Genomic DNA, 25,819 nt, shown 5'->3' on the forward strand with positions numbered 1-25,819 from the left:
GGAGTCGGCACCGGGGGCGGACTGCGCATGAGGCGACGGTTGCCATGCGTCGGTGCCGATTGACGCGCAGTGGAACTGCTGCAAGTCTGCATTCCGCAAGCTTGTTTGCTCCGCGCATCTGAGGTGCGCGGCATGGCGGCTTGCCGGCCTTGATTGCGATCGGGACCGTCGGATGAAAGCTCACATCAAGAGATATTGCATGTCACATCCTTTGCGGCGGACCTCATCCGCGCTGGTGTCCTGCCTGATTGCTGCGGCGATGGCCATGTCGCTCGGTGCAACACCCAAGGCGTTTGCCGCTGGCAAGAAGACGATCACGGCGGTGATGCATTCCGATCTGCGCGTGATCGATCCGGTGTTCACGCCCGCCTACATCACCCGCGATCATGGTTACATGGTCTATGACACGCTGCTCGGGACCGACGCCAAGTTTCAGGTCCAGCCGCAGATGGCGGAGTGGAAGGTCTCCGACGACAAGCTGAGCTACACCTTCACCCTGCGCGACGGCCTGAAGTGGCACGATGGCTCCCCAGTGACCGCCGAGGACTGCGTCGCCTCGCTGAAGCGCTGGAGCCGCAACGACAGCATGGGCCAGAAGCTCATGGAGGCCACGGCCTCGCTCGAGGCCACCGATGCAAAAACGATCACTCTGAAGCTGAAGGAGCCGTACGGCCTAGTGCTGGAGTCGATCGGCAAGCCGTCCTCCTACGTGCCGTTCATGATGCCGAAGCGTCTCGCCGAGACGCCTGCGAATGCGCAGATCTCGGAGCAGATCGGATCGGGCCCATTCAAATTCGTCAAGGCTGAATTCCAGCCGGGCGTGAAGGCGGTCTACGAGAAGAACACCGACTACGTGCCGCGCAAGGAGCCGCCGAGCTGGACCGCTGGCGGCAAGGTGGTGAAGGTCGATCGTGTCGAGTGGATCTCGATGCCGGACGCGCAGACCGCGGTCAACGCCCTGCAATCCGGCGACATCGACTTCATGGAGTTTCCGCCGCTCGACCTCGAGCCGGTGCTGTCCGCCAGTCCCGACCTGACGATGAACGTGCTGAACAAGTTCGGCTACCAGACCTTGGGCCGGATGAACTTCCTGTTTCCGCCGTTCGACAATGTGAAGATCCGCCGCGCGGCCTTCCTGGCGCTGAACCAGAAGGACGTGCTCGACGCGCTCACGGGCAACCCCAAATACTACACGATCTGCGGCGCCGTGTTCGGCTGCGGCACGCCGCTGGAAAGCGACGTCGGCTCGGAGACGCTGGTGAAGGGCAACGGCATGGAGCAGGCCAAGAAGCTGCTCGCCGAGTCCGGCTATGACGGCACGCCGGTGGTGATCCTGGCGCCGGGCGACGCGATCACGCTGAAGGCGCAGCCGGTCGTCGCCGCGCAGCTGCTGCGCTCCGCCGGCTTCAAGGTCGACCTGCAGACGACGGATTGGCAGACCGTGGTGACGCGGCGCGCCAGCCAGAAGCCGCCGAAGGAGGGCGGCTGGAACATGTTCTTCACCAATTCGGTGATCGCAGACTCGGGCAATCCGATTGGCAGCACCTTCGTCGGCGCGCGTGGTCAGAAGAGCCCGTTCGGCTGGCCCGACGATCCGAAGATGGAGGAGCTGCGCGACGCCTTCGCGAAGGCCGGAACGCCAGAGGATCAGAAGCGCATCGCTGGCGAGATCCAGAAGGAAATCTATGACCAGGTGATCTACGTGCCGCTCGGCCAATGGTTCATGCCGAGCGCCTGGCGCAAGTCCATCACCGGCGTGCTGGAAGGGCAGGCGGTACCGGTGTTCTGGAACGTCGACAAGAGCGAGTAGCTCATGGCCTCGTAGGGGGGGTAAACTGGCCGCCCGTCAGGGCGGCGGCGTGCCCACCGTCTCGCTGCGAGTTCTGAAATGAGTTGGTGGGCACGGCGCCTCTGCGACCTTCTTTGGAGATGCAGCTTGCTGCGCCTTTGCCCACCCTACGATTACGATGGCCGATGTAGCTCGGCCATCACGTCTTGATATCGTCGAGCGCCGCCAGCACCTCGGTCGAGGCCACCTCGACCCGTCCGATTTCGTTGAGCGCTTCGTCGATCCGGCCGGAGCTGAACAGGCGCGCGGCCTCCTTGCCGTGACGATGCACCGCCTCGTGCGGGCGTTCGAGCCGGCGGAACGCCGCGTCGCCGGCGAGGCGCTGGCCGCCTTCGCCGTAGTACCATTTGCCCAGCCGGCAATTGTGATGATCGGTGAGTTCGTCGGCGCGCAGCTGCAGCCGGCCAACCGACATGTCGACCAGCCGCTTCTTCCAGATCACATGGTCGGCTTTGGCGAGGCGCACGACCTGATTGTCGAGCGAGAGCTTGGCGATCTCGCCCAGCATCTTGCCGACCTTTGCGTCGGTCCGGCCCATGGTATCGGCGAGCGACATGACCTCGTTGGCGTTGGCCGTCGCGAGATCGGCGATGATGGTGATGCCTTGCGCCACCTCGTCGGTCGCGGCGGTCTGCTCGGCGAGAATGCCGGAGATCTCGTCCATCTTGGTGCTGACGACAGCGGTGCGGCTGCCGGCCTGGTCGATCGTCTGCGCCAGATCGTTCATCTCGGACATGCCGACCTCGACCGCCTTGGCGCCACCCGCCATTGCCTCGACGATGCCGCTCATCTCGGCCTGCAGCCGCTCGATGCGCCCCTTGATGTCCTCGGTCGCCTTGGTCGTCTGCTGCGACAGGTTCTTCACCTCGGCGGCGACCACCGCAAAGCCCTTGCCGAACTCGCCGGCCCGCGCGGCCTCGATCGTCGCGTTGAGCGCCAGCAGATTTGTCTGGTTGGCGATCGCGTCGATGGTGCCGACGATGGAGCCGATCTCCGCCGAGGCCGCACTGAGGTCGGCGATTTTGGACGAGGTGTCGCGCACCGAGCTCGCGATGCCGTTCATGGTCTGCAACGTCCGGCGGACCGCGGTGACGCTGTTCTCGACCGCTTGGCGCGTCGCCGCCGCCTCGGCAGCCGCTTCGGTCGATGTCGAGCGGATGGTGTGCACCGAGGCCTGCATCTCGACCGAGGCCGAGGCGAGGCTCTGGCAGCGCTCGCACTGATTGTTGGAGGCGCCGATCAGCCGCGCTGCGCTGATGGAGGCCTCGTTGCTGTTGATGCAGAGGTCGACGATGGAGTCGAGGTCCTGGGATGCGCGGCCTGCGAGCGCAATGCCGAGACGATGGATCGCCTCGATCAGTTGCGGCTTGAGTTTCGCGCGCAGCGCGGCGGCATCGAGGCTCGCGACTTCGCGGTTGAGCTTGCCGGCAGCCCAGTCGTCCAGGCATTGCGCCAGCGCGTCCTGAAATGCCTCGTGCGCGGCCGTATCGAAGACGGGCAGGGCATCCTGATGATCAGTGTTGCGGCTGCGGAATCCCAGCATCGTGTCTCTCGGTTCAAATCGAGCGCGGCCGGTCTCGCGCCGGATGTCGGCGCACCGGCGTGGCGGCGGTCAGCGGAACTTTGCGCGCGCTATGGTTAATGGTGCGTTTCCCGCCGCAACCGGCGGTAGGGGCCGCTCGGCCGCTGTGCTTGACGAGATGTAAGCACTGGCTTACGGTAAGCCATGGCTTACGAGACGGCATTGGCGGTCCTGGCAGATCCCACGCGGCGACAGGTGTTCGAGCGCCTGCGCAGCGGACCCAGTCCGGTGCATGCGATCGCCCAGGGCATGCCGGTGTCGCGGCCGGCGGTGTCGCAGCATCTGAAGGTGCTGAAGGATGCCGGCCTGGTCGAGGAGCGCAGCGAGGGGGTTCGGCGCATCTACTCCTTGCGCCGTGAGGGGCTGGCCGAGCTGCGCGACTGGCTCGACAGCTTCTGGGACGACGCGCTGCTGGCCTTCAAGATCGAGGCCGAGCGGACGCACCGGCATGCGAAAGGACAGGGGACGGGGAATGAGTGAGCGCGTCGTCATAGCGCCGGTCGAGAAGCAGGTCCGTGTCCGCGCACCGATCGACCATGCCTTCACCGTGTTCACCAGGGGGCTGACCCGGTGGTGGCCGCATACGCATGGCGTCGGCGGCAAGCCGATCGCGAAGGTCCTGCTCGAGCCCAAGCTCGGCGGCCGCTGGCTGGAGATCGCCGAGGACGGCACGCGGACGGTGGTCGCGACCATCACGCGATGGGAGCCGCCGCAGCGCTTCGTCATGCTGTGGCAGGTCAATGCGCAGTGGAAGCCGGATGCCGCGATGCGCTCGGAAGTCGACGTCCGGTTCTTCGCCGAAGGCAACGACGCAACGCGCGTCGAGCTCGTGCATCATAAGTTCGAGACCATGGGCGAGGAGGGCGGCGCCTCGATGCGCCGGGATGTCGATGGCGGCTGGCCTGGCCTGTTGCAGCGCTTCGTGGCCGAGGCCGAAGGGCCCGCGTCCTCGTAAGCCCACATCAATCATCACAGGGGGAGAAACGTCATGTCCGAGTTCGTCGTCCATTCGGTGCCGGGAAGCCCGTTCGGCCGCAGCGTGCTGGCCACGCTGGAGGAAAAGGGGGCGAGCTATCGGCTTGCGCCGCTGGCGCCCGGAGATTCGAAATCGGCGGCGCATCTCGCGCGGCATCCGTTCGGCCGCGTGCCGGCGCTCGGCCATGACGGCTTCGAGCTGTACGAGACCCAGGCGATCCTGCGCTATCTCGACCGCGTGCTGCCGCAGCCGGCGCTGACGCCGGACGACGCGAAGCAGGCGGCACGCATGGACCAGGTGATGAACATCAGCGACTGGTACCTGTTTCAGGGCGTGTGCAACGTCATCATCTTCCAGCGCATCATCGGCCCGCAATTCTTCGGCACGGCGACGGACGAAGCCGCCATCGCCAGCGCGATGCCGAAGGCGAGGACTGTTATCGCCGAGCTGTCGCGGCTGCTCGGCGAGCAGCCCTTCATGGCCGGCGACCGGTTGTCGCTGGCGGACCTTCAGGCCGGCCCGCAGGCGAGCTTCCTGTCGCTGACGCCGGAATGGGCCGAGCTGACGTCAGCTCATCCCAACCTCGTTGCGTGGGTCGAACGGCTGGAAGCGCGGCCGAGTTTCCAGGCAACGACGATGACGCAACTGATGGCGCGCGCGCAGGCAGCGTAGCGGCTTGGCTCGTGATGGGTCACCTGCAAACAGAAAGAGGCAGAGGGCTGTTCGGATCGATATCGGTCGCCACGCCGCAGGCGATCCACGTTGGTCTGTTGAACCTAACCTTCGTCTGGATCGCTTGAGCCGGGAGCATAAAATGCTACATTGTGCTAGAGAGGTTCCATGGCCAGCGGCTACACCATCGGCAAGCACTACGAGGAGTTCATCAAGGGCCTGGTGGACAGCGGTCGCTATTCGACCGCCAGCGAGGTCATGCGCGAGGGACTGCGGCTGATCGAAGAGAAGGAAGAGCGACGGAAGGCCAAGCTCGAAGCTCTTCGCAGCGCGATCAAGGACGGTCTGGACAGCGGTCCCGCCGAGAGCTGGGACGTCGAAGACCTTATCGCCGAGGGGAAACGTCGGAAGGCGGCGCGTGCAGAGTAGCCGCCTGCTGCGCCCGCAGGCCAGGGAAGACGCGCTGGAGATCTGGCAGTACATCGCCGCCGATAACGAGACGGCGGCAAGCGCGCTCCTCCACCGCTTCGATCGTGCGGTCCAGACGCTTGCGACCAATCCGTTCGCCGGACGAGAGCGTGCCGAGCTCGGCCCCGGCATCCGCAGCTTTCCGGTCGGCAACTACATCCTCTTTTACGTTCCGGCCGCAAACGCCGTTGAAGTCGTCCGAATCCTGCACGCGGCCCGGGACATCACGACTGAAGATCTGGGCTAGCCGACGCCAGCCTATCCGCTGTGCCGGCCCAATCCTCCGGCTGAGGGACATCTTCGGCGACGGCGTGTCCGGGTGCCCGGTGGGCGGCGCGCTTTGAGGATTGCGGACTTTGGTGCGGACGGTGGGACTCGAACCCACACGACGTTGCCATCGAGGGATTTTAAGTCCCTTGCGTCTACCGATTCCGCCACGTCCGCCTTTGTGATCAGAGACCTAGCGCATCATTCGCCAAGACGGAATGAGCTTGCATGCGGCCTCTCGGCTCACCTTGTGCTTAAGCCAGCGCGGCTGCCTTGGTAAAGCCTCAATCCGGCCGTCACCAGCTGCTTTGAAAGCGTGTCTGCCGTGCCGCACTGGACCACGACCAATCGGGTGCGAGACATTGTGCAGGACATGAGCGAGGTTGTCGGTGTAAGCCTCGCCGCCGTCAGCGGAAAACGATTCTGGCGGACCGCGGCGCCAGCTGTCGGCACCGGCTGAGGTCCGCGAAGCGGTTGCGCAAGGTGGCGTCCTACGGCGTGGATCGCCGTTCGAATGGGCGGCATCGTTGACCGGTCCGTCTCCGGTCGTCGATGGCGGGAAGATTAGGACGGGTGGATGATCGAGGCCTCATGACGACCGACTGCCATCGCCTGGGCTATCACCGCCTCGCGCTTGCCGCGGGATTGTTCGCGCTTGCGTCGCTGCTGTCGGGGTGCGCCGGCATGAGCGACACCGTGTCGACCGCGTTCGCCGATCCCGCCAAATACGACCTCTACGACTGCAAGCAGCTCGAGGCGGAGCGCAAGGCGCTCGCGGCGCGGGCCGCCGAGTTACAAGGTTTGATGGCCAAAGCGGAGACCGGGGCTGGCGGCGCTGTCGTCGCCGAGGTCGCCTATCGCAACGATTACGTCGCGATCCGCGGCCAGTCGCAATTCGCCGAAGAGGCTTGGCGCCGCAACAAATGCGTCGAGACGCCGCCGACGCCGGTCGCGGCCAAGGGCAAGCCGGCGAAGCCCGCGCGCACTGCGCGGCCGATGGCGAGCTCCGGCGGATCGTCGACTTTGCCGCGCGACGGCTCGGTTTATTGAGGCTCAGTGCCTTGAGGAGGGGCGGCGCCTACAGCCGCCAATCGTAGATCCAGCTCTGTCGCTCCGAGAGCCGCTGCGGCCCCAGCGCCTGGATGCTGAGGTCGCGGGCGAGCGCCAATGGCCCGGCCATGTGATAGATCCGGCCCTGGCTGCGAGCGGTGCGCTGCACGCGGCCGACCCGGGGGCGGCGGAGCTTGGCATAAAGTTTCAGCGCGCCCTCGACCGCGGCCGGCCCATTTGGGCGCGCCTCGCTCAGCGTCTTGGCGAGCACCGCCGCATCCTCGATCGCCATGCCGGCGCCCTGTGCGGCGAACGGCAGCATCGCGTGGGCGGCATCGCCCAGAAGGCCGATATTGCCCTTGGTCCATTCGATGCCATCGGGCACGCCGAACAGCGCCCATTTGCGCCAGCCGTCGACCGCGTTGAGCAGAAGCCTTGCCGACGCGGGCCAGCGCGGCGGTCCGAATGCTGCCTTCAGCTCGTTCGGATCGCCCTCGGTGCTCCAGCCCGGTCGGTTCCAGGTGCCGGGCACCACGGCCACCACATTGACCTGGCGGCCGGCGGAGATCGGGTAGGCGACGAGATGGGCGTCCGGCCCCATCCACAGCTGGACCCGCGCGCTGGTAAAATCGCGCGGCAATTGCCGGGCGTCGAGCGTGCCGCGCCAGGCGATCAGGCCGGAGAATTCGGCGCGGACCTGCGGAAACAGATGGTGCCGCACCGCCGACCAGACGCCGTCGGCGCCGATCAGCGCCAGCACCACATCCTGTCGCCGCTCGTTGCCCTGGCGATGCACCACGGTCAGCCCCTTGGCGTGAGCGGCGACGTCCTCGAACTGGCAGCCGAGCTTGAGCTCGATGTCCGGATGCGCCATCGCCTCCGCGGCCAAGGCCGCCTGAAGGTCGGCGCGGTGGATCACCCAATAGGGCGCACCGGCGGCCTCGCTGGCGGCCGATCCGAGCGGCAGCCGGGCGATCTCGCCGCCCGCCCGTGCGCTCATGATGCTGACGGCCTCGGGTACAACAGCGCGCGCCGAGAGCCGGGGCCCCAGGCCGAGATCGAGCAGGATGCGGCTGGCATTGGGCGAGAGCTGCAGGCCGGCGCCGACCTCTTCGAGCCGCTCGGCCTTCTCCAGCACGACGACGCGAAAGCCCTTGGTGGCAAGCGCCAGCGCGGCGGTCAGGCCGCCGATCCCGGCCCCCGCGACGGTGACGGTACGCAGTGCCACGACGCGCCGGTCAGGCGACGTCCTTCAGCACGCATTCCGGCGGCCGAGCCTCGCCCGCGGCGAGATCGGGCGCATAGCGGTACAGCGTCGAGCAGTACGGGCAGATGATCTCTTTGTCGTTGCCGAGATCGAGGAAGACGTGCGGATGGTCGAACGGCGGATTGGCGCCCACGCACATGAACTCATGCGAGCCGATTTCGATGACGGGCACACCGGCATCGTTGTGGAAATGCGGGACGATGTTATCGGCCATCGGTTTACCTCGAGTGGCAGGAAGCAGGAAGAGAGAGTGGAATCAGCACGGGGAAGCGGCCGACGGGACAGAACTGGAAGGCGCCGGGCCGTCGTGGGACGGCGGCGCACCATGCTGAGCCATAAGGCCAATTCCTCGGGTTGGGAACCTCGTGGGGCGCGACGCACGCCGATATTTTTGCGCTTGTGGATTCGACACAAACGGGCCCTCGCCGAGAAGCCCTTCTTTCGTCGGGGCCGTTGTCTCCCGGGCCGGATATCCTATGTCTTGGGATGGATCGATGCGCGAAAACGTGAAGGCGGCGTGATCTCGATGCGGTTCAAGTGATGCGAATCAATTGGAGGCTCAGCCTGGCCGTGACCGGCCTTGCCGTCAGCGCCGCGATCGGCGCTGCGCTGTGGCCGCATGCGCAGGCCTCGCTGGCCGTCGTCGCGGCCCAGGAGGATCCGGCACGGCTGTCGGAGCTTCAGGTCGCGTCCATGCTGCGGACCGATCCGGTGCTCATCGCACGCAATATCGACGACGCGCTCGCTGCCGGCGATCCCGACCTCGCCGAGAGCTTCGTCGCGCTCGCGAGGGAGCATCAGGTTACGCTCGATGACGCGCGGGTCCAGCGGGTGAGCGATGCCGTTGCTACGGAGAAGGCGCCGACGAGCGTCGCTAAGCGGTTTGCGACCGGGCTCGTCACCGGCCAAGCCGACGATGTCGCCAGCCTGTCCGGTACGGTGGCCGGCGATCTCTTTGTGTTCGGCGACATCCGCGACGCCATTCGCGAGGGCAAGCATCTGGTGATGGGCGAGGAGACCGACCGCCTCGTGCTCGGCCTGGCCACCGCCGGACTGGCCGTGACCGCAGCGACCTATGTCTCGGCCGGCGGCGCCGCGCCGGTGCGGGCCGGCCTCACGCTGGTCAAGGATGCCCGCAAGGTCGGTCGGCTCGGCGAGGGGCTGGCGGCCTGGGCCGGACGGTCCGCGCGTGAAGTGGTCGATGCGCCGCTGCTGCAGCAGGCGGTCGCCTCCGGCTCGGTGCTGCGTCCCGGCGAGACGGCGACCGCGATCCGCGCCGCGTTCCGGGCCGAGAAGGCCGGGGCACTGGTGCGGCTGGCCAAGGATGTCGGCCGCATCACCGAGAAGGCGGGCACGCGTGGCGCGCTCGATTCCCTCAAGCTCGCCGACGGGCCGAAGGACATCGCCCGCGCCGCCCGCCTCGCAGAGGCCAAGGGCGGCCAGACCCGGGCGATCCTGAAGCTGCTCGGCCGTGGCGCGCTGCTGCTCACGGCCGGCGCGTTCAATCTCGCGCTCTGGCTGTTCGGTGCCCTCATGACGCTGTTCAGCGCCGTCGCTTCGCTGAAGGCGATGACCGAACGCGCGACGCAAAGCGTCATCGATCGCGGCAAGCGGCGGCGGCTGCGCCGGATGCAGGCCGCTGCAGCGAGCGGGCAACTGGTCGCCGCAGCGCCTTGCGGCTAGACTTCACCGCATCATCATCACTCCAGATTTTTCGGGACCAGGTCCGATGCCGAGCTTTTCCAACGGCGCCGTCGAAATCGCCTTCGTCGATGAGGGAGAGGGCGATCCGATCGTGCTCGTGCACGGCTTCGCCTCGACCAAGACCGTCAACTGGATCTATCCGGGATGGGTCACCGAGCTGCGAAAGGCCGGCCGCCGCGTCATCGCGCTCGACAATCGCGGTCATGGCGACTCGGCCAAGCTGTACGATCCCGCGCAATATTCCATTGCCGAGATGGCGAGCGACGTCACCGCGCTGATGGATCATCTCGGGCTCGCGAGCGCCGACGTGATGGGCTACTCGCTCGGCGGCCGCATCGCCGCGCATATCGCGCTGACCACGCCGGAGCGCCTGCGCTCGGCGATCTTCGGCGGCATCGGCATGGCGATGATCGAGGGCGGTGGTCCCGGCGAGAACGTCGCCGCGGCGCTGGAGGCCCCGTCGCTCGACGACGTCACCGATCCCGTCGGCAAGACCTTCCGCGCCTTCGCCGACCAGACCCGCTCCGATCGTCTTGCGCTCGCCGCCTGCATGCGCGGCTCGCGCGGCCTGATCTCGCGCGAGGACGCCGGCCGCATCGGCGTGCCGGTGCTCGTCGCCGTCGGCACGACCGACGAAGTGTCCGGCTCGGGGCCCGCGCTCGGCGCGCTCATCCCGGGCGCCGAGGTGCTCGACATCCCCAACCGCGACCACATGCGCGCCGTCGGCGACAAGGTCTACAAGGCCGGCGTGGTGGATTTCCTGGCGCGGCGTTGAAAACACCCTGCTGTAAGGTGGGCAAAGGCGCAGTCGCGCTCTCTCAACAGACGAGCTTCCGGTGGCGCCGTGCCCACCATCTCACCGCGGAATACGCTGCCCGACGGTGGGCACGCTGCCGCCTGCGGCGGCCGCTTTGCCCACCCTACAGATTACGTCTGTGTCGTCCGCTCGGCTCCGAACCAGCGCGCGACCGCAATCAGCACCGTGAACGTCGCGATCCACACCAGCCGGGCGCCGTAGCGGTCGTGCGGGCCGGAGATGATGCCGCAGATCACGGCGTTGCCGAGCAGCGCGAGCGTCACGGTGGTGGCAAGCAAGGTGATGTCGTCGCGGCGGCGGCGCCAGATCGCGTGGGCCGCGATCGCGGCCGCTGCCAGCATCGAGCCCAGCGCCACCGGCACATGCAGCCAGTTCACGACAGCGAAATTGATCTCCCAATGCTGCTGATGCGCCGCGCGCATCTGCCGGACCTGGGAGGGGATGTAGCGCTCGATGATGCCATAGGTGTGCGGCACCCAGCCGCTGGTGCCTTCGCCGGTCGCCACATGCATCAGCTGCTCGCCGGTGGCGATCGCCGCCGCCTTGGCCTGCCACAGCGGATAGGCGGCGAGCGACTGCTTGACGATGAAGCCCATCTCCTCGTTCATGCCCTCGAAGCGGCCGAGCTTGTTGAACATGGAGTTGCCCCACAGGAAGTCGTCCGCGGTCGGCGGCAGCTCGTTGCGATAGGGGCAGAGCTTGAGCTTCTCGCGCCCGCAATGGTCGTTGAGATATTGCGCGACGATGCCGTCCTGGAGCATGCGGCCGAAGGCAACGCCGGTGCCGCCCGGCGTCCACGCCAACTGGCCCGACAGAGCGAAGTTGGCGGCGAGCAGCATGGCCGCGCCGGCGACGATGGTCAGGCTGGATTGGATCAGCCCGGACAGCGCGATCTGCCGGCGCCGCCACGGATAGGCGATCCAGCCGGCGGAGCACAGTCCGAGCAGCACGCCGAGCGTGGCGCTGTGGGTGGCCGAGGCAAACGCCACGAAGCCGAACAGCGCGGCTTTCTCCAGCACCGAGATCCGGCGCGCCTGCGTCACCAGAAGGAATAGCGCGAGCACCGACAGCCCGGCGAAGATGTCGGTCAGCAGCATGCTGGCGAGCCAGGGCAGGGCGGTGGTCAAGATCAGCAGCAGGCCGATCCAGAGCAAGCGCAGCGGCTGATAGAGTCCGAGGACGCGCAGCGTGAGCTGCAGGATCCACAACGTAGCCAGCGCCTGCAGGCCGAGATTGAGCCAGAAGCTGGAGCCTTCGCCATAGTGCAGATAGAGCCCGAACACGGTCGAGCGGCTCGGCACCAGATAGCCTTCGTACCAGCGCGCGAGATAGCCGCCGGTGTCCCACTGCAGCAGCGGGTAGCCGTTCCACAGCGCGGGCGCGACCAGGAAGAGGGGGATGACGATAACGGGAAGCCAGGCAGAACCGGCCTCACTTGCGCGTTCGTCCAGGATCTGAGTGTTACTGATGCCTGTGTCCCCCGGTTCGGAGCACCGTGGCCAAAACATGGTCAAGGCGGTATTTACCAATAGACGCAGGCTGATGGATGGTAAAGCCAACCCCGTGATCCAGCGGGGGACGAGCCTCTCTCTGAGGCCGAGTGGTTCCTTTTTGCCTCAGGACGGTATCGATTGCTTGCGGTTATCCCGGGGAACCCGGAGGTCTCGTCGCGCGACCGCCTTGATTTCCGGTTCCCGCTGACCACCTTGAGCCGACCGCGGCCTTCCGGCTGGCGGGGTCACCTTGCGCGTAACGGAAATGTCTCAATCCCGTGGTCTCCTGGCAGCGCGGCCGGAGAGAAGGGATCGATGGCCTCGCGCAGCGTGCAGAGGACATCATTCCACGCGCCGTGCTATATTGCCTGCCCACTGAACTCCGCGAGACGCTGCCATGGCTATGCATCAGACCCATCCCCAGAGCGGGAAGCTGGCGACGCTCGATCCGATCTGGGATCGGATCCGCAGCGAGGCCGAAGAGATCGTCCGCCGCGAGCCGGAGCTTGCGACCTTCATCTATTCGACGGTGCTGCATCACAGCCGGCTCGAGGATTCGGTCGTGCATCGCGTGGCGGATCGGCTCGATCATTCGGCGCTCTCGGGCGACCTGATCCGCCAGACCTTCGACGATGCGCTGCGCGACGAGCCGGATCTCGGCCACGCCTTCCGCGCCGATCTCGTCGCGGTCTATGATCGCGATCCCGCGACCTCGCGCTTCATCGACCCCTTGCTCTACTTCAAGGGCTTCCACGCGTTGCAGACGCATCGCCTCGCGCATTGGCTCTATCGCAAGAACCGCAAGGATTTCTCGTTCTACCTGCAGAGCCGCTCCTCGGCGGTGTTCCAGACCGACATCAATCCGGCGGCGCGCATCGGCCGCGGTATCTTCCTCGATCACGCCACCGGCTTCGTCTGCGGTGAGACCGCTATCATCGAGGACAATGTCTCGATCCTGCATGGCGTGACGCTCGGCGGGACCGGCAAGGAGAACGAGGATCGTCATCCGAAGATTCGTCATGGCGTGCTGATCGGTGCCGGCGCCAAGGTGCTCGGCAACATCGAGGTCGGTCATTGCGCGCGCATCGCCGCCGGATCGGTGGTGGTGAAACCCGTGCCTAACAACGTCACGGTGGCCGGCGTGCCGGCCAAGATCGTCGGCGAGGCCGGTTGCGCCGAGCCGTCGCGCACCATGGACCAGATGATCAACGCGATCGGCATCTGAGCCGCGGAGCGCGCTCGCTCAATCTCGGAGTCAAGAGCTTTTCAACCACGGGATTTCGTGCGAACACATCGCTGATCTGTGGATCTGACGATCCGCCATTGCCGCGGCGGACTGAATGTGAGATCCACTCCGTCCCTTTTCAGATGCGTTCGATGACGCTGGTGTCAGTGCCCGGCATCGACCGGCTGAACTAACAAGCTTCGAGGACACGGACGTGCCGCGCTGTCACGTCCTGAACAACAAGCAACCCGCTGCAATTGGAGATCTCCCGTGGACGTTCAGGAAGTCAGGAAGCTCGACGCGTATCTGAAGCGCGTGTTCGGCAATCCCAAGATCCGCGTCGTGCCGCGGCCGAAGAAGGAAGATTCCGCCGAGGTCTATATCGGCGAGGAGTTCATCGGCGTCCTGTTCGTCGACGACGAAGACGACGATCGCTCGTTCCAGTTCCAGATGGCGATTCTGGAAGACGATCTGGTCGAGTAGGGCTTATCTGCGCTTGAGAATGCACGAGCAGGTGCGGTGCAAGTGACTGTGCCCTCTCCCCTTGCGGGAGAGGGCTGCACCGGCCCATCAGCATGCTCGCTTGGGTGAGGGGTATCTCTCCGCGAGCTGCGCACTTCGAGAGATACCCCTCACCCAAGAGCGTTTGCGGATCTGTCCTACATGCCCTCTCCCGCAAGGGGAGAGGGCACATTCATGAGCACCGGGCTCATTGCCGACGTGCGCGTAGCTTGTATAGCTACCAGCGAGATGCGGGGTTACGCGCGCTGCACTTGGAGGCCGGACGTCGCGGCGACCATCCGTGCGCAGTCATTCGTCAGAACGGCTAGCATGAACTACTTCACCGCATGCATCTGCGCGGTCAGCCTATCCATCGCGGTCGCGACGTCCTGCCATTGCGACAGCCAGCTGCGCGGGAAGCGAAACACGAGGTCGGCGCCGTCGATGCGGCGCTCGCTCAGGCACATGCCGGGGGTGGCCGCATCGCGGGTGCAACGCGCCACCAGCGCCGGCTGGTCCGCCATGAACAGGTCCTCGACATCGTAAGGCGTGCCGGCGCGGAAGCCGCGCATCGTCAAGCCATCCTGCACCGAGACGGGTGCGGGATTCAGATAGCGCGGATAGATCGTCTTCAGCCGCGCTTCCGGTGACAGCGCGTCGTGATGCGCCGCGATCGACACGAAGATGCGATCAATCGGATGCGGCGCCTGATCCACCTGGTCGGCAGAGACGTGATGCGGCGCTTCGGGCGGGGTGAGCGCGGGGTAGTCGAAGCCGAGATCGACCCGCTCCTGCGGGCCGGTGTGGCGCTGGATCTTCACCCGGATGGCGGCCGAGGGCACGTTGAAGATGGTGCCGCCGATGCTGACCGGCAGGCGTTCGGGCCCCTTGAAGGCGCCGGCCCGCCATGTCGGCCACAGTAAATAGGCGACTACAGCCACGGCGGACGCCGCCAGCACGCAGCCGATCAGGATCGGCACGGCGTGGCCATGTCCGTTCGAAGGGCGGGCACTGCGGACCGAAAACATCGTCATGTCGGGCAGGGATCTCAGCGGCGAATCAGCGGGACTATGCCACGGCAATGCGATTTTCTGCAGAATCTTACCGGCGCGGATCGCACATTTGCCGCAGGCTGGATTAACCCTTTCTTAAGGATAATGTGGCGGGCGGTGCGGGATTTTGCCAAACCAGCATCGGGCAGTTCTGCAAGTTGAGTGAGTGCGTACGATGTCGGCAGAGGCGTTCAATTCCCTGTTCTCGCTCCTGATCGGTTTTGCCTTGGCCGGTGCCTTGGCCAGCGGCTATCAGGCCTATGCCGAGCGGCCCCCGGGCTTCGAGCTGCTGCAGGAGGGGGTGACGCCACGCCGTTTCGCCGCCGTGCCGTTCCTGGTCTTTGCCGCGCCCTTCATCATCATGCGCAATACGCTGCGCGGCGCCCGCATCGAGCGCCGCCGTTTCGAGTTCGTGATGCTCGCGACCGTGATCGCCGGTTTCTGGAGCATGATGTCCGGCACCTTCATCGTGATGACGCTGCGCGCCGCCGGCGTGCTGGCCTGAGTTCCTCATCGGAACGCGCAAGCGCCGCGATTGCTTGAATTCGCTGTCCTGGCCGTGCCAAGGTCGCCCGCGAACGGGAGACCTCCATGGCCATCTACGAACTTGACGGGCAGGCGCCCGAGCTGCCGGCGGACGGCAACTATTACATCGCCGACAATGCCACCGTGATCGGCCGCGTGAAGCTGGCCCGCGAGGTCACCGTGTGGTTCGGCGCGGTCATCCGCGGCGACAATGACGTGATCGAGATCGGCGAGAGCTCCAACATCCAGGACAATGCCACCTGTCACGTCGATCCCGGCTTTCCGCTGCGCGTCGGCCGCAACGTCACCGTGGGCCATAACGTCATCCTGCACGGCTGCACGGTCGAGGACGACGCGCTGATCGGCATGGGCTCCATCATCATGAACGGTGCGCACATCCGCCGCGGCAGCGTGGTCGGCGCCGGCGCGATCATCACTGAGGGCAAGGACTTTCCGGACTATTCGCTGATCATCGGCGCGCCAGCCCGCGTCGTGCGCACGCTCGAGCCGGCGCAGGTCGAGCGCATGGGCATCGCGGCCAAGGCCTATGTCGCCAAGGGGCCGCGCTACACCAAGGGCCTGAAGAAGATCGGCTGAGTTGATCGACGCGGCGCGCGCGGAGGGTTCGTCACGTCCCCTCGGACTCGCTGGCCTCGCGCGCGCTGGCGATCCGCTCATGGCCGCTCGCCCACAGCGCATGCTGCTCGCTGCCGTCCTGATACGGATTGGCCTCGGCCGGAATATTCTCGCGCGCGGCGCGCTCACCCTGTTCGAACGGATCGGGGTCGGTGCTCATGCTGAGATCTTGCTCCTCTGCTTGCGTTTGGGGTGGGCTCTGGTTTTCGGTTTGGCCTTGTGCGCAGGCGGGGTGTCGTCGTCGGTCGCGTCCTCTGCCGCGCTTCGGCGCAGCGCGTCCTTCAGGTCGGCCGGCACGCCGTGCTTCTCGAGCAGGTCCATGAACGCTTCATCTGCGAGATCCTGCAGGCTGAGCATCTGATCGCGGCCCAATTGCTTGAGCTTGTCGAACGTGTCCTCGTCGAAGGCGATCAGCTTGCGCACCTGTCCTTGCTCTCCTCGCGCCATCAATCCGCTCCCGTCAGCGTTGGTTCCGGAACGCGGTCTGCCCGGTCGGGTTGAAGCGTAAAGGGAGAGCCTCCGATGACCAGACATTCCTTGCGCGCCTTGATTGTGATTGCAGGTCTCACGACGGCGACGGCCGTCTTCGCCCAGAGCGGCGGTGGTGGTGGTGGCGGCGCAGGCGGCGCAGGCGGCGGAGCGAGCGCTGGCGGTGCGGCCAGCGGTGGCGCAGCAGGCGGCGGCGCTGCGAGCAGCGGGGCAGGCGGCACCAGCTCCAGCTCGGTCGGCGCGCCCCATGCCGGCACCGGCACCTCAGGTACCGGGACGAACGGCATCGGCGGCGCTGCCTCCGGAAATGCCGCCGGCCTCGGCAACACGGCAAACAACCCCAACGGCAGCAACAATGGCACGCAGCTGTCGCAACCCGGGGCGGCCGGCGCCAACGGCACCAACAGCCTCGGCACCGCGCAGTCGACCGGCTCGGGCGCCAGCGGATCCGGCTCCGCCTCGGGCAATTCCGGCGTGACGACCGGCGCAGGCCGCGGGGCCGCCGGCGGCACCGGGGCGACGGGACCTAACCGGCCGGGCGATGCCACTGACGATGCCGAGATCCAGCGGGAGAACCAGAAGGTCGATCAGAAAGTGAAGAGCATCTGCCGCGGTTGCTGAGTATTGCCGCGGCTGGTCGATGTGACGTTCAGACATCAGATCGCGCAGATGTGAGCGCTTCTGCCCGCGAGCTGTTCCAAATCAGGCCTTAAGACATCTGCGTTGCAATGACCGCGATCATTGCCGCTTAAGCGGGCTGAATTTGGAGACGGATCGATGCGTAAGACTTGGATAGGATTGCTGGCGGCCGCCGCGATTGCGTTGATCGTGGCGCCTGGCACGGCGTCGGCCCGCGGCGGCTTCCATTACGGTGGCTTCCATCACGGCTTCTATCACCACGGCTTTGGCCCGGGCTTCGGAATCGGCTTTGGCTTCGGCTATCCCTATTATTACGGCGGCTATCCCTACGACTACTACCCCTACACCTATGAAGACCTCGGCGGCTGCTACGTAATCAAGAAGCGCGTGCGGACAGCGCACGGCTGGCGCCTTCGTCCCGTGGAAGTCTGTGAGTGAGCGGTGAACCTGCTGGCGGGGTGACGCGTTGGCCAGTCACTTCGCCTTAACGATATCCCGGTCACCATTTCCTGCCGCTGCGGTGCACGAGGCGGCCATGGAGCAAGAGCTGGCGCAACGCTTGCATGGATTCCAGGCATGATGAACTCACTCACATCCCCTGAACTCACCTTCGTCTTCATGGGCGTCGTCGTCAGTCTCGGCGCCGCTTTGGTCTGGATGGCCTGGGAGCTCGAACAGGGCGCCCGGCAGCCGGCGAGGGTGCGCCGGCGGCGCTAGGCCTGACGCTCAAGCGTCGGGTGGGAAGGCACGCCTGTGCCGTCTCGGCACGCGGCGCCGTGCCAACCATTCTGCTGACGAGTTCGCGAACCTACGGTGGGCACGCTGCCGCCTCACGGCGGCTGCTTTGCCCACCATACTTTCGTGTCAGCTCAGCACGCCATACGTCTTGAACCACGTCTGCATCTGCGACCACGCATCCTCCGCAGCCTCCTTGCGGTAGCTCGGGCGATAGTCGGCGTGGAAGCCGTGCGGAGCGCCGGGATAGAGCTTGAACTCGGCGGTCTTCTTGTTCTCCGCGAGCGCAGCCTTCATCGCCTCGACGCTGGCGACCGGAATGCCGGTGTCGGCCTCGCCGTAGAGACCGAGCACGGGCGCTTTGATCTCGGGCGCGAGCTGTGTCGGGCTCTTCGGCCAGAGCGGGTTCGGCGCATCGGTGAGGGGGCCGTAGAACGCCACTGCGGCCTTCAGGCCGGCATTGTGGGCGGCGTATTCCCACACATTGCGGCCGCCGCGGCAGAAGCCGACGATGCCGAGCCGCGAGGTGTCGCCGCCCTGTGACTTGGCCCAGGCCACCGTGGCGTCGAGATCCGACAGCAGCTCGGCATCAGGCTTTGCATTCACGATCGGCAGCAGGTCCTTGATGTCGCTGATCTTGGTGAGGTCGGTGCCGCTGCGGAAGTAGTAGTCGGGCGCCACCGCGAGCGCGCCGAGCTTGGCGAGGCGGCGCGTTACATCCTTGATGTATTGGTGCAGGCCGAAGATCTCCATCGCGACCAGGATCACGGGCGGATTGCTGGCGCTGGCGGGCCTGGCGAAATACACCGGCATCTCGCCGTCGGCGACCTTCACCTTGGCATCGCCGGCATTGAGGCCGCTGCTGTCGGTGGTGATGGCCTCGGCCCGGACGGGGCCTGCAGCGAGCGTGTAGCCGGCCGTGACGGCTGCGGACGCGGTCATGAAGCCGCGGCGGGAGAACGGGGCGACTTTGGTCAGTCCGATCACGTCGGACGTCAGTATGGGGGCATCGGACATGGTGGCTTCTCTCCACAGGTGAGGCGTGCATTGAGCGGAGAAGCGGCGGTGAAAAGCAAGTCACCAGCAGGAGAGGGCGCTGTGCGCGCGGCGCAGTTCCGAAGTCATCCTGCGCTCGAGGGTACACGACCTCACGCGTACACTACCTCAAGCGTACACTACAAAGAACAAGGTCGTCGGCGCAGTATGGCGCCAACGACCTTGCCAGCCCCGGATCGAAATTGGCCCTGCGCCATCCTGAAATTGGCTCGCCATCCGGTGATCACAAGATGGCCCGAATCTGCGGCGCGCTGTGTGAAGCACTTCACAAGCCACCGGGAATTTTCGGCAGGGATTGTACAGGCTCTACGACGAACGACTAAAGCGCGATGAGATCAGGATGCATCGTCATCGCGCTTTAGGTTATGTTTGCGCATGATCTTTTCGGAAAACCGCTGCGCACTTTTCCGGATCATGCTTTAGCCGCGGCTGCGGCGATGCCGGTGTCCGCTGCGGTTCGCATGGGCGCGCGCGCGAATGCTGCGATTGCGCGGGGACGGTGAGGCCTGCTCGGAGGATTGCGTGCTGGCAAAGGATTGGCGCAGTCCCTCGATCGACTCCTTCAGCGTCGAGACCTGGTCGGACAGACGCTTGTTGTCGGCCTGCTGGACAGCGAGCAGCTGGCGCATGCCCTGCAGTTGCTCCTGCATCATCTGCAGCTGGTCGATCGATTCCTGCTGGGTGGCCTCCAGCCCCTTGGTCTTCTCCACCAATTGCTCGGAGGCCTGCACCGTCCGCGCCTGCAGCTGCCGCGTCACCGCGCCGCGTTCTGGCTCGACCGGTGAACCGCCATAGGCGCGCCACAGCAGGATGCCGCCGATGCCGGCGACCAGCACGAGCAGGGTGGCTGCGGCGAGCGCAATCGGCTGCGCGCTCTTGACGGCGCTGGCGCCGGACTTCTCGAGATAACGTCTGGTGTCGCGCGTCACCGGGTCCATCACGAAACCACCCTAACCAAAAAGCTTCGAAAGGCCGCTCCGAAAATTGGAGCGGCGGAAAAGGCCTGCTCGGCAGGAGCAGCCCATGAGCAGCAAAACGCATGCCGTGGGAGGCCGATCCCGACCACCGGACTTTATTAGCAAATCTGACGAAAGCGAGGCCGGCCAGCCGCAAAAACGCCGCCGGCAAGATCCCGGCCGGTCGCGTCGGCCAGCCGTCGGCCGGTCCCGGACGATGTGCTGAACCCTAGACGGGTCAGAGGGTTACTGGCCCGTGTTGCAGTTCCGGCAGATATTGAGCTTCTGCTTGAGGCGGGCCTCGTCGGCGAGGTCCGCCGCCTGTTCCTCTTCCCAGCTCATCCGGCCGCGAGAGCCCGCGCTCGACTGCGAGGACATCGCGTCGACGCGCGAGTCGCCACGCCGCTTGCCGGTCTTGCGTGGGGCGGCGCCGATGTCGGGCTCCATCACCATGTCGGTATCGACTTCGGAGGAGGCGACCCGGCCGTCCCAGTCCGCCGTCGACTGCGATGCAGCCATTGCGGCGGGTGTGGCCACGGGCGTTGCGGCGGCCATCGCCGGCGTGTTGGCCGAGGCCAGCGGGCCCGAGCAGCCGGTGCCGGACATGCAGCAGTTCGAAAGGGTCAGGGCCGCGGCCACGAGCGCCGCGCTTCGCAGGATCATCATCATGCCGACAACCTAAACCCGACGGTCGAGGGAAAACAAGGTTGGCCGGCCCGCGCCGCGCCCCGCCTGCGAGATATCGTCAAAGCAAGGCCAAAAAAAGTTGCGGCCAGACCTTGGGGAAGGCCTGGCCGCGCTCGACGGCGCTGGCGAGTTTCATTCGCCTGACGCTTTTCGCCTGCGCGGGTCGCAAGTTGCGCACCGATGCCGTGGTCGAGAATCGCAGATCATCAAGGTCGCAGTGGCTGCATTGCACTCGCGGTTTTGGCCGCGCGCACCAACTGAAGGAACTCGGCGCGATAGGCGTAAGGATCGTCTCCGCGTGCTGCGGAGGCGATACGCAGCACGTCGTCGTAGCCGAACTGGCCGGTATGCTTTCCACCACGCAGAATCTCTCCGAACGCGGCGACACCGGTTGCAAAGCGGGCATCGAGTGGCGCCTCCTCGAAGCGAGCGCTTTCGGACCCGCGATCGACGGGTGTGCTGATCACCACGCTTCGATCGGATCGCGGCAGCTTGTAACGGATCTTGACAAAGGCATATTCGGCCGGCGACGGAGCGCCGCTCGCCGCGGCCCGCGCCCCGTATCTGAGATCGTCGACCGTTCGAGGGCCGCCGACAGGCACGATGTCGTAGAGCGCCGTGACGGTTTGCCCCGAGCCGACGTCGCCAGCGTCGACCTTGTCGTTTGTGAAATCGTCACGATTGAGACGTCGCGTCTCGTAGCCGATGAGCCGATATTCGGCGACGGCTGCGGGATTGAACTCGACCTGAATCTTCACATCCTTGCCGATCGGAAACAGCGTCGAACTCGCCTCTTCGACCAGCACCTTGCGCGCCTCGTTGATCGTATCGATGTAGGCGGCGACGCCGTTGCCGTTCTGCGCCAGCGCCTGCGCCAACGCGTCATTATAATTGCCGGCGCCGACGCCAAGCACGGACAGGAAAATGCCCTTTTCGCGCTGACGCTCGACAAAGCCTTTCAGTTCATCCTTGTTGGTGATCCCGACATTGAAATCGCCGTCAGTCGCGAGGATGACGCGGTTGACGCCGTTGGCGTCAAAGTTCTGCTCGGCAAGCGCATAGGCGCGCCTGATGCCTTCGGCGCCCGCCGTGCTGCCGCCCGCCTCAAGCCGGTCGATCGTCGCCAGGATTTTCGCCTTCTCGGACACGGACGTCGGTTCAAGCGCCGTGCCGGCATTCCCTGCATAGGTGACGATTGCGATGCGGTCCTCGGGTTGCAACTGGGTCACGAGCATCGCGAGCGACTGCTTCACCAGCGGCAACCGGTTCAGCGGCTGCATCGATCCCGATGTATCGATCAGGAAAACCAGATTCGCGCGCGGCCGGTTTGTCTGTTGCAGCGCATAGCCCTTGATGCCAATGCGAATGAGCTTGCGGCCTTCCGCCCAAGGGTTCGGAAACACGGCAACATTGGCCCGGAACGGCTCGTCCGGCGATGCCGGCGCTTCATAGTCATAGGGAAAGTAATTGATCAGCTCCTCGGTCCGCACGGACGCTGCCGGCGGCAGGACATTGCGGTTGAGCTGGGCGCGGACAAATGCGTACGACGCCGTATCGACATCGATGGAGAATGTCGAGACCGGTGCATCGCGCGCGATCTGGAAGGCGTTTTCGGGCGCATTCGCGAACTTGTCGCGGCCGGCAGGCTCGGCGAGACCAGGAACGCGCTCGCGCTGTGTGTGGTCGGGCAGGCTTTCGGCCGGCGCCATCTGCTGGGCAAAGGCTGGCGGCGACGCGCGGTTGAATCCGTCATCGGTCCTGTAGTCCCCGCGGCTCCGAGCGGAATAAGGCGACGACGTCCCCGGCATGAAGCCCTGCACCCGGTCGGTCGCGGCAGGCGCCTGCGGAGCCACCCGGCTGAGGATCCGATCTTCCACATGCGGCGTGGCGGGAGGCGGCGCCGCGGCTGCCGAGCGCGCGGCGGCTTCCGGGTTGGGCTTTGCGGCCGGAGTGGCGGTTGGGATTTGTGTTTGCGGCTGGGCCTGGCTTTCGCTTTCCTTCTTTGCTTGCACTGTCGGCTCAACCCGAGCGGCCTCGTTGCTCGCCAGCTTCTGTTCCACGGGCGGAGCGAACTGCGCCACCTGCGGTGACCGCATGAGATGGAGATAGGCGCCTGATCCGGCAACAAGGCAGGCCAGGCTGGCAGCCAGGAGATATCGCGTTCGCTTCATGACAGGCCTCTCGCGTGACGGCCGCAGGGACGCGGCAGTTCGCTCGATGAGACGGATGTCGGTCGAGATTCCTTGGGCGGTTGCTGCGCTTTTTCGATCGAAGCGCAGCAGCGCCTGTTGCACGGCCGCGTCACGCGCGTCCGGCGGGGGCGGCGGGGAGGCGGGCAAACGCGTGATGTCGGGATCAGAACTCATCGCTGATGTCCTTCGCGAGACTCGCTCGTCGCCTCACCTCGTGCATGCGGCCGGAGATCGTCGACTCGGAGACACCGAGGGCCGTCGCCGCCTCCGCGTGGGTCATGCCTTCGCCGACCACAAGCACGACCGTCTCGCGCAGCAGCGGCGAAAGCTGCGCCAGCTCGCTCGCGAGCCAACTGCGACGAAAGAGATCCCTGCCATCGGGCAGCGCCGCCATTCGCGCAAGCACGGCGAGGTGGCCTTTCAGACGCGCCAACGTCGAATGGCGCCGATGGTGATCATGACAGGCGTTGCGGACGATTCCGATCAGCCAGGTCGTGAACTTGGCGTCCCCCCTGAAGGAAGCGATCCGCTCCACGAGCGCGCAGCAGACATCCTGGCAGATGTCCTGCGCGTCCGTCCGGGAGCCGGTCATGCGCCAGGCAACGCGGTGCATGAGGTCGTAGTGACGCCGTAACAAGGCTTCGAACGCGGCCCGGTTGCCCTGTGTGGCCAGCCAGACGAGGTCGTCATCCGTGGCGTCGCTGCCCGACGGCTCAGTCACCTCTGCTGTCACGCGCTGAATGACGCCCCCCATGTCCTTTCCTCAGGGCCGACGAGATTGAGCAAGACAACCGGGACGGTCACCCGGCCCCTCGTCCAGTCCCGTCCAGGACGGCGATCGCATGTGCCCTATCGCTACCATCGTCGTTCCACCCATACACCGGACACTGGGAAAGAGATTTTCCCGGTATTCACCCCTTGAGACGAACGGAACAGCGGAATCCTTGGGCCAGGTCAGGAAGAATTTTGGACCGCGCAAGCCAGAGCCTTACGGCGCTCTGCGGAGGGGGCAACCCAAACAGCGGGACGTTGCGGGCGCATGCGAGCAAAACGATCGCCTGCCGCATAGTTTCGTGGTTTCACCGGGCGGGCAGCCGAGTTGGCCGGGCCATGCGGGATGCGCAAACATCGCGAGCAGCGGGGTGGTTTCCGGTTGTCGCTGGAGCCCGTTGGAATCGCGCCTTTTTTCGGGCCGTCTCGAAAAAGGTGCGGCCAGCTCTTGGGGGAGAGCTGGCCGCGCGCGAACCGGTCTGGGACGGGGAGGGGTGGGGATGTGACCGGGTCGCGTAACTCGAATTCGTGTCTCGCCTCTCTCTCAGCGTTCTCTGGCGCTGGCGGTGGCCACTGCCGGGCGACCGTCGCCGAGCGAGACCCAGACGTTCGGGTCGCTCTGCGACTGCCGCTTGACGAAGCGGTAGCCGGTCTCGGTCCAGGCGACGACGTTCTCGTTCTGATTATCGAGCACGTATTCGCCCTTGTCGGTCTTCACGGTGAGGACGGCATGTCCCTCACCCTTCTTGTCGCGCACCACCGTGATCAGCAGCGCCTCGCGGGGCCAGCCGGCATCGATCAGCAGCTTGCGCTTCAGCAGCACATAATCCTCGCAGTCGCCGTAACCATCGGTCGGCAGCGACCATTTCTCGACCACGCCCCAATGGTCCATGTCGGTGATGGGCTTGACGTTCTCGTTGACCCAGCGATTGACCTTTAGCAGATCGCGCCAGGCCGTCTGGGACAGCACGATGTCGCGGGGCTGCGACGCGCCGCCGCGGCATTCCTCGGGAGTCTCGGTGCAGAACTCGATCCAACCGATCGGCGCTCGCGTCGTGTCGCCAAGGCTCGCATAGAGCACCCGGTCATCACCGGCATGCGCCATCGTCCCCATCGCCATCAGGAAGGCTGCGACCGCCCATCCCTTTGCCTGTCCCGTCCGCTTGACCATTTTGGCCCCCGTTTTCGTTGGGACCATGTGTCTCACAAAGATTTTTCGCTGCCGCTAAATCGCCACGATGGATTTGACGAAAACCCAATTCAAACAAGGCGCTAATTCGAATCCTTGTTGAATCGAATTCGCTTAAAATTTGAATCGATCGGAGTTGATTCAAATGCTGCGCATTAAGTCGGGAACCGCTGCCGTTGCAGGCTCGGCGGCGCTTTTCAGGCGGCACATTAACTGCGCCGGACGCTGCGTGCGGTCGCCGAACGGCACACGGCGCCCGTGGTGGCGGGCGCCGTGTGCTCCGTGGAGTTGCGGGATTTGCGCGAGTTGCGGCTTTACCGCGCGGTAACGCTCTCTTCGAGCGTTTCGGCGAGCTGCGCGTGGATGAACTCGATGGCGAAGCCGCCTTCGAGATTTCGCACCACCCGCGCCTGCACGCGGCCGAGCATGACCTGCGATTTCATCGGCGGCTTGGTCTCTGCCGCGATGGCCGCGCCCGACAGCGACATGTCGATGATGCGGCAGGTCATCTTGGTGCCGTCCTCGAGCGTCAGCACCGCGATCGGGTTGCGCGGGATGATACGGTCGTGGCGGCGATCCTCCGGCAGGTTGAGGATGTCGCGGTTGGCGAGCCAGGTCAGCTGCGCGGCGAGCTTGTCGCGCTTGCGGGCGGTGGCCCCGATCGTCATCGCGAAGCCGTTGTCGATGATGCGGGTGATCTTGCCCTCGACGCGGCCAATATGGTCGAGATAGGCGATCACGCGGTCGCCGACATTGCCGATGCCGGGCGCGAGCAGCGCCAGGCCGCCTGGCGACATGTTGATCACTTGGCAGGGAAACTCACGGCGATCCGGCAGCATGTAGCGGCCGAGCAGGTGGACCTTGACCCGCTGGAAACGGCGGCGCTCCTCGGCGGCCGGAAGAGATTGTTTGATGTTCGGCAACGCCATGTTTCGCCACTCAAAGCCGGCTCTTTACAGGACCGGACGATCCAGCAACGAAACTAAATGCTGCACGGTTAATTCAGCGTTATCGCAGCGCC

30 protein-coding genes and 1 tRNA gene are annotated in these 25,819 nt (G+C 65.6%); 16 read left to right on the forward strand and 15 right to left on the reverse strand.

Annotated elements, in window-relative coordinates:
• The first annotated feature begins 199 nt into the window (after positions 1 to 199).
• Complete coding sequence (locus tag BRAD285_RS11685) at positions 200 to 1,810, forward strand: ABC transporter substrate-binding protein (protein WP_035645794.1); 1,611 nt, start codon at positions 200 to 202, stop codon at positions 1,808 to 1,810.
• A gap of 178 nt (positions 1,811 to 1,988) precedes the next feature.
• On the opposite strand, the gene BRAD285_RS11690 is transcribed toward BRAD285_RS11685, so the two are convergent.
• Positions 1,989 to 3,392 (reverse strand): methyl-accepting chemotaxis protein, encoded by a 1,404-nt coding sequence (locus BRAD285_RS11690; RefSeq protein ID WP_006611173.1) that lies wholly within the window; start codon positions 3,390 to 3,392, stop codon positions 1,989 to 1,991.
• Positions 3,393 to 3,575: 183 nt separating this feature from the next.
• On the opposite strand from BRAD285_RS11690, the gene BRAD285_RS11695 reads away from it, so the two are divergent.
• The 5 genes from BRAD285_RS11695 to BRAD285_RS11715 all read left to right on the forward strand — a co-directional run bounded on the left by BRAD285_RS11695 (position 3,576) and on the right by BRAD285_RS11715 (position 5,794).
• Positions 3,576 to 3,911 carry a helix-turn-helix transcriptional regulator gene (locus tag BRAD285_RS11695; protein ID WP_006611174.1) on the forward strand — a complete coding sequence of 112 codons (336 nt, stop codon included), beginning with the start codon at positions 3,576 to 3,578 and terminating at the stop codon, positions 3,909 to 3,911.
• Entirely contained in the window at positions 3,904 to 4,386 is a 483-nt protein-coding gene (locus BRAD285_RS11700) for an SRPBCC family protein (protein ID WP_006611175.1), read from the forward strand. Before BRAD285_RS11695 ends, BRAD285_RS11700 begins: the two co-directional genes overlap by 8 nt.
• Before the next feature lie 33 nt (positions 4,387 to 4,419).
• Complete coding sequence (locus BRAD285_RS11705; RefSeq protein ID WP_244422156.1) at positions 4,420 to 5,079, forward strand: glutathione S-transferase family protein; 660 nt, start codon at positions 4,420 to 4,422, stop codon at positions 5,077 to 5,079.
• Between the two features lie 168 nt (positions 5,080 to 5,247).
• Positions 5,248 to 5,508: a type II toxin-antitoxin system ParD family antitoxin gene (locus BRAD285_RS11710; protein WP_006611177.1), complete on the forward strand. Its 261-nt coding sequence runs from the start codon at positions 5,248 to 5,250 to the stop codon at positions 5,506 to 5,508.
• Positions 5,498 to 5,794: a type II toxin-antitoxin system RelE/ParE family toxin gene (locus BRAD285_RS11715; RefSeq protein WP_006611178.1), complete on the forward strand. Its 297-nt coding sequence runs from the start codon at positions 5,498 to 5,500 to the stop codon at positions 5,792 to 5,794. The genes BRAD285_RS11710 and BRAD285_RS11715 overlap by 11 nt, the downstream gene beginning before the upstream one ends.
• 110 nt (positions 5,795 to 5,904) lie before the next feature.
• On the opposite strand, the gene BRAD285_RS11720 is transcribed toward BRAD285_RS11715, so the two are convergent.
• Positions 5,905 to 5,991 (reverse strand) — tRNA-Leu (locus tag BRAD285_RS11720).
• Between the two features lie 414 nt (positions 5,992 to 6,405).
• On the opposite strand from BRAD285_RS11720, the gene BRAD285_RS11725 reads away from it, so the two are divergent.
• The gene (locus BRAD285_RS11725) at positions 6,406 to 6,864 is read left to right on the forward strand and encodes a hypothetical protein (protein WP_006611179.1); all 459 of its coding nucleotides are present in this window, start codon (positions 6,406 to 6,408) and stop codon (positions 6,862 to 6,864) included.
• Between the two features lie 28 nt (positions 6,865 to 6,892).
• On the opposite strand, the gene BRAD285_RS11730 is transcribed toward BRAD285_RS11725, so the two are convergent.
• Positions 6,893 to 8,092: an FAD-dependent monooxygenase gene (locus tag BRAD285_RS11730; RefSeq protein WP_006611180.1), complete on the reverse strand. Its 1,200-nt coding sequence runs from the start codon at positions 8,090 to 8,092 to the stop codon at positions 6,893 to 6,895.
• A 10-nt stretch (positions 8,093 to 8,102) separates the two neighbouring features.
• Entirely contained in the window at positions 8,103 to 8,345 is a 243-nt protein-coding gene (locus BRAD285_RS11735) for a zinc-finger domain-containing protein (RefSeq protein WP_006611181.1), read from the reverse strand.
• Between the two features lie 326 nt (positions 8,346 to 8,671).
• On the opposite strand from BRAD285_RS11735, the gene BRAD285_RS11740 reads away from it, so the two are divergent.
• Together BRAD285_RS11740 and BRAD285_RS11745 are read left to right on the forward strand one after the other, a co-directional pair.
• Positions 8,672 to 9,814, forward strand: coding sequence for a hypothetical protein (locus tag BRAD285_RS11740; protein WP_006611182.1), 1,143 nt, complete (start codon positions 8,672 to 8,674; stop codon positions 9,812 to 9,814).
• Between the two features lie 46 nt (positions 9,815 to 9,860).
• The gene (locus tag BRAD285_RS11745; RefSeq protein ID WP_006611183.1) at positions 9,861 to 10,610 is read left to right on the forward strand and encodes an alpha/beta fold hydrolase; all 750 of its coding nucleotides are present in this window, start codon (positions 9,861 to 9,863) and stop codon (positions 10,608 to 10,610) included.
• Between the two features lie 152 nt (positions 10,611 to 10,762).
• Here BRAD285_RS11745 and BRAD285_RS11750 read toward each other — a convergent pair whose 3' ends face one another.
• Positions 10,763 to 12,160, reverse strand: coding sequence for a hypothetical protein (locus BRAD285_RS11750; RefSeq protein WP_006611184.1), 1,398 nt, complete (start codon positions 12,158 to 12,160; stop codon positions 10,763 to 10,765).
• Positions 12,161 to 12,542: 382 nt separating this feature from the next.
• Here BRAD285_RS11750 and cysE point away from each other — a divergent pair, with 382 nt between their 5' ends.
• Positions 12,543 to 13,370, forward strand: a complete 828-nt coding sequence (cysE, locus tag BRAD285_RS11755) for a serine O-acetyltransferase (RefSeq protein WP_006611185.1) — start codon at positions 12,543 to 12,545, stop codon at positions 13,368 to 13,370.
• A 270-nt stretch (positions 13,371 to 13,640) separates the two neighbouring features.
• A complete protein-coding gene (locus tag BRAD285_RS11760; protein ID WP_006611186.1) occupies positions 13,641 to 13,853 on the forward strand; it encodes a DUF3126 family protein in 213 nt (70 codons plus the stop codon).
• Positions 13,854 to 14,206: 353 nt separating this feature from the next.
• On the opposite strand, the gene BRAD285_RS11765 is transcribed toward BRAD285_RS11760, so the two are convergent.
• Positions 14,207 to 14,905 carry a hypothetical protein gene (locus tag BRAD285_RS11765; protein ID WP_006611187.1) on the reverse strand — a complete coding sequence of 233 codons (699 nt, stop codon included), beginning with the start codon at positions 14,903 to 14,905 and terminating at the stop codon, positions 14,207 to 14,209.
• Between the two features lie 193 nt (positions 14,906 to 15,098).
• Between BRAD285_RS11765 and BRAD285_RS11770 the strand changes: the two genes are divergently transcribed.
• Entirely contained in the window at positions 15,099 to 15,428 is a 330-nt protein-coding gene (locus BRAD285_RS11770; RefSeq protein ID WP_006611188.1) for a hypothetical protein, read from the forward strand.
• Positions 15,429 to 15,514: 86 nt separating this feature from the next.
• Positions 15,515 to 16,045 carry a gamma carbonic anhydrase family protein gene (locus BRAD285_RS11775; protein WP_006611189.1) on the forward strand — a complete coding sequence of 177 codons (531 nt, stop codon included), beginning with the start codon at positions 15,515 to 15,517 and terminating at the stop codon, positions 16,043 to 16,045.
• A 31-nt stretch (positions 16,046 to 16,076) separates the two neighbouring features.
• On the opposite strand, the gene BRAD285_RS35745 is transcribed toward BRAD285_RS11775, so the two are convergent.
• Positions 16,077 to 16,244 carry a hypothetical protein gene (locus tag BRAD285_RS35745; RefSeq protein WP_006611190.1) on the reverse strand — a complete coding sequence of 56 codons (168 nt, stop codon included), beginning with the start codon at positions 16,242 to 16,244 and terminating at the stop codon, positions 16,077 to 16,079.
• Positions 16,241 to 16,531 (reverse strand): hypothetical protein, encoded by a 291-nt coding sequence (locus BRAD285_RS11780; RefSeq protein ID WP_006611191.1) that lies wholly within the window; start codon positions 16,529 to 16,531, stop codon positions 16,241 to 16,243. Before BRAD285_RS11780 ends, BRAD285_RS35745 begins: the two co-directional genes overlap by 4 nt.
• Before the next feature lie 75 nt (positions 16,532 to 16,606).
• Between BRAD285_RS11780 and BRAD285_RS11785 the strand changes: the two genes are divergently transcribed.
• From BRAD285_RS11785 to BRAD285_RS35365, 3 genes are all read left to right on the forward strand, one after another.
• Positions 16,607 to 17,194 (forward strand): hypothetical protein, encoded by a 588-nt coding sequence (locus BRAD285_RS11785; protein ID WP_006611192.1) that lies wholly within the window; start codon positions 16,607 to 16,609, stop codon positions 17,192 to 17,194.
• A gap of 156 nt (positions 17,195 to 17,350) precedes the next feature.
• Positions 17,351 to 17,650, forward strand: coding sequence for a hypothetical protein (locus tag BRAD285_RS11790; protein WP_006611193.1), 300 nt, complete (start codon positions 17,351 to 17,353; stop codon positions 17,648 to 17,650).
• Positions 17,651 to 17,788: 138 nt separating this feature from the next.
• The gene (locus tag BRAD285_RS35365; protein WP_006611194.1) at positions 17,789 to 17,929 is read left to right on the forward strand and encodes a hypothetical protein; all 141 of its coding nucleotides are present in this window, start codon (positions 17,789 to 17,791) and stop codon (positions 17,927 to 17,929) included.
• 147 nt (positions 17,930 to 18,076) lie between these two features.
• On the opposite strand, the gene BRAD285_RS11795 is transcribed toward BRAD285_RS35365, so the two are convergent.
• From BRAD285_RS11795 to BRAD285_RS11825, 7 genes are all read right to left on the reverse strand, one after another.
• On the reverse strand, positions 18,077 to 18,889 hold the full coding sequence (locus tag BRAD285_RS11795; RefSeq protein ID WP_006611195.1) for a dienelactone hydrolase family protein: 813 nt from the start codon (positions 18,887 to 18,889) through the stop codon (positions 18,077 to 18,079).
• A 533-nt stretch (positions 18,890 to 19,422) separates the two neighbouring features.
• Positions 19,423 to 19,941: a hypothetical protein gene (locus tag BRAD285_RS11800; protein ID WP_006611196.1), complete on the reverse strand. Its 519-nt coding sequence runs from the start codon at positions 19,939 to 19,941 to the stop codon at positions 19,423 to 19,425.
• Between the two features lie 264 nt (positions 19,942 to 20,205).
• Positions 20,206 to 20,628, reverse strand: coding sequence for a hypothetical protein (locus tag BRAD285_RS36280; protein ID WP_006611197.1), 423 nt, complete (start codon positions 20,626 to 20,628; stop codon positions 20,206 to 20,208).
• 224 nt (positions 20,629 to 20,852) lie between these two features.
• The gene (locus BRAD285_RS11810) at positions 20,853 to 23,012 is read right to left on the reverse strand and encodes a VWA domain-containing protein (protein ID WP_006611198.1); all 2,160 of its coding nucleotides are present in this window, start codon (positions 23,010 to 23,012) and stop codon (positions 20,853 to 20,855) included.
• Positions 23,002 to 23,592 carry an RNA polymerase sigma factor gene (locus BRAD285_RS11815; protein WP_006611199.1) on the reverse strand — a complete coding sequence of 197 codons (591 nt, stop codon included), beginning with the start codon at positions 23,590 to 23,592 and terminating at the stop codon, positions 23,002 to 23,004. Before BRAD285_RS11815 ends, BRAD285_RS11810 begins: the two co-directional genes overlap by 11 nt.
• 561 nt (positions 23,593 to 24,153) lie before the next feature.
• Entirely contained in the window at positions 24,154 to 24,780 is a 627-nt protein-coding gene (locus tag BRAD285_RS11820; RefSeq protein WP_006611200.1) for a transglutaminase-like cysteine peptidase, read from the reverse strand.
• A 332-nt stretch (positions 24,781 to 25,112) separates the two neighbouring features.
• Positions 25,113 to 25,727, reverse strand: a complete 615-nt coding sequence (locus tag BRAD285_RS11825; RefSeq protein WP_006611201.1) for a PilZ domain-containing protein — start codon at positions 25,725 to 25,727, stop codon at positions 25,113 to 25,115.
• Between the last annotated feature and the right edge of the window lie 92 nt (positions 25,728 to 25,819).

It is taken from the genome of Bradyrhizobium sp. ORS 285, assembly GCF_900176205.1.
Lineage (GTDB): Bacteria > Pseudomonadota > Alphaproteobacteria > Rhizobiales > Xanthobacteraceae > Bradyrhizobium.

Bases quoted from the DNA above. Each gene is read 5' to 3' on its own strand.
- BRAD285_RS35745 (WP_006611190.1), bottom strand. From the start codon at position 16,244: ATGAGCACCGACCCCGATCCGTTCGAACAGGGTGAGCGCGCCGCGCGC.
- cysE (WP_006611185.1), top strand. From the start codon at position 12,543: ATGGCTATGCATCAGACCCATCCCCAGAGCGGGAAGCTGGCGACGCTC.
- BRAD285_RS11785 (WP_006611192.1), top strand. From the start codon at position 16,607: ATGACCAGACATTCCTTGCGCGCCTTGATTGTGATTGCAGGTCTCACG.
- BRAD285_RS11800 (WP_006611196.1), bottom strand. From the start codon at position 19,941: ATGGACCCGGTGACGCGCGACACCAGACGTTATCTCGAGAAGTCCGGC.
- BRAD285_RS11735 (WP_006611181.1), bottom strand. From the start codon at position 8,345: ATGGCCGATAACATCGTCCCGCATTTCCACAACGATGCCGGTGTGCCC.
- BRAD285_RS11690 (WP_006611173.1), bottom strand. From the start codon at position 3,392: ATGCTGGGATTCCGCAGCCGCAACACTGATCATCAGGATGCCCTGCCC.
- BRAD285_RS11820 (WP_006611200.1), bottom strand. From the start codon at position 24,780: ATGGTCAAGCGGACGGGACAGGCAAAGGGATGGGCGGTCGCAGCCTTC.
- BRAD285_RS11700 (WP_006611175.1), top strand. From the start codon at position 3,904: ATGAGTGAGCGCGTCGTCATAGCGCCGGTCGAGAAGCAGGTCCGTGTC.
- BRAD285_RS11695 (WP_006611174.1), top strand. From the start codon at position 3,576: ATGGCTTACGAGACGGCATTGGCGGTCCTGGCAGATCCCACGCGGCGA.
- BRAD285_RS11780 (WP_006611191.1), bottom strand. From the start codon at position 16,531: ATGGCGCGAGGAGAGCAAGGACAGGTGCGCAAGCTGATCGCCTTCGAC.
- BRAD285_RS11815 (WP_006611199.1), bottom strand. From the start codon at position 23,592: ATGGGGGGCGTCATTCAGCGCGTGACAGCAGAGGTGACTGAGCCGTCG.
- BRAD285_RS11825 (WP_006611201.1), bottom strand. From the start codon at position 25,727: ATGGCGTTGCCGAACATCAAACAATCTCTTCCGGCCGCCGAGGAGCGC.
- BRAD285_RS11745 (WP_006611183.1), top strand. From the start codon at position 9,861: ATGCCGAGCTTTTCCAACGGCGCCGTCGAAATCGCCTTCGTCGATGAG.
- BRAD285_RS11795 (WP_006611195.1), bottom strand. From the start codon at position 18,889: ATGACCGCGTCCGCAGCCGTCACGGCCGGCTACACGCTCGCTGCAGGC.
- BRAD285_RS11810 (WP_006611198.1), bottom strand. From the start codon at position 23,012: ATGAGTTCTGATCCCGACATCACGCGTTTGCCCGCCTCCCCGCCGCCC.
- BRAD285_RS11750 (WP_006611184.1), bottom strand. From the start codon at position 12,160: ATGTTTTGGCCACGGTGCTCCGAACCGGGGGACACAGGCATCAGTAAC.
- BRAD285_RS11770 (WP_006611188.1), top strand. From the start codon at position 15,099: ATGTCGGCAGAGGCGTTCAATTCCCTGTTCTCGCTCCTGATCGGTTTT.
- BRAD285_RS11710 (WP_006611177.1), top strand. From the start codon at position 5,248: ATGGCCAGCGGCTACACCATCGGCAAGCACTACGAGGAGTTCATCAAG.
- BRAD285_RS11685 (WP_035645794.1), top strand. From the start codon at position 200: ATGTCACATCCTTTGCGGCGGACCTCATCCGCGCTGGTGTCCTGCCTG.
- BRAD285_RS11765 (WP_006611187.1), bottom strand. From the start codon at position 14,905: ATGACGATGTTTTCGGTCCGCAGTGCCCGCCCTTCGAACGGACATGGC.
- BRAD285_RS35365 (WP_006611194.1), top strand. From the start codon at position 17,789: ATGATGAACTCACTCACATCCCCTGAACTCACCTTCGTCTTCATGGGC.
- BRAD285_RS11705 (WP_244422156.1), top strand. From the start codon at position 4,420: ATGTCCGAGTTCGTCGTCCATTCGGTGCCGGGAAGCCCGTTCGGCCGC.
- BRAD285_RS11740 (WP_006611182.1), top strand. From the start codon at position 8,672: ATGCGAATCAATTGGAGGCTCAGCCTGGCCGTGACCGGCCTTGCCGTC.
- BRAD285_RS11775 (WP_006611189.1), top strand. From the start codon at position 15,515: ATGGCCATCTACGAACTTGACGGGCAGGCGCCCGAGCTGCCGGCGGAC.
- BRAD285_RS11725 (WP_006611179.1), top strand. From the start codon at position 6,406: ATGACGACCGACTGCCATCGCCTGGGCTATCACCGCCTCGCGCTTGCC.
- BRAD285_RS11790 (WP_006611193.1), top strand. From the start codon at position 17,351: ATGCGTAAGACTTGGATAGGATTGCTGGCGGCCGCCGCGATTGCGTTG.
- BRAD285_RS36280 (WP_006611197.1), bottom strand. From the start codon at position 20,628: ATGATGATGATCCTGCGAAGCGCGGCGCTCGTGGCCGCGGCCCTGACC.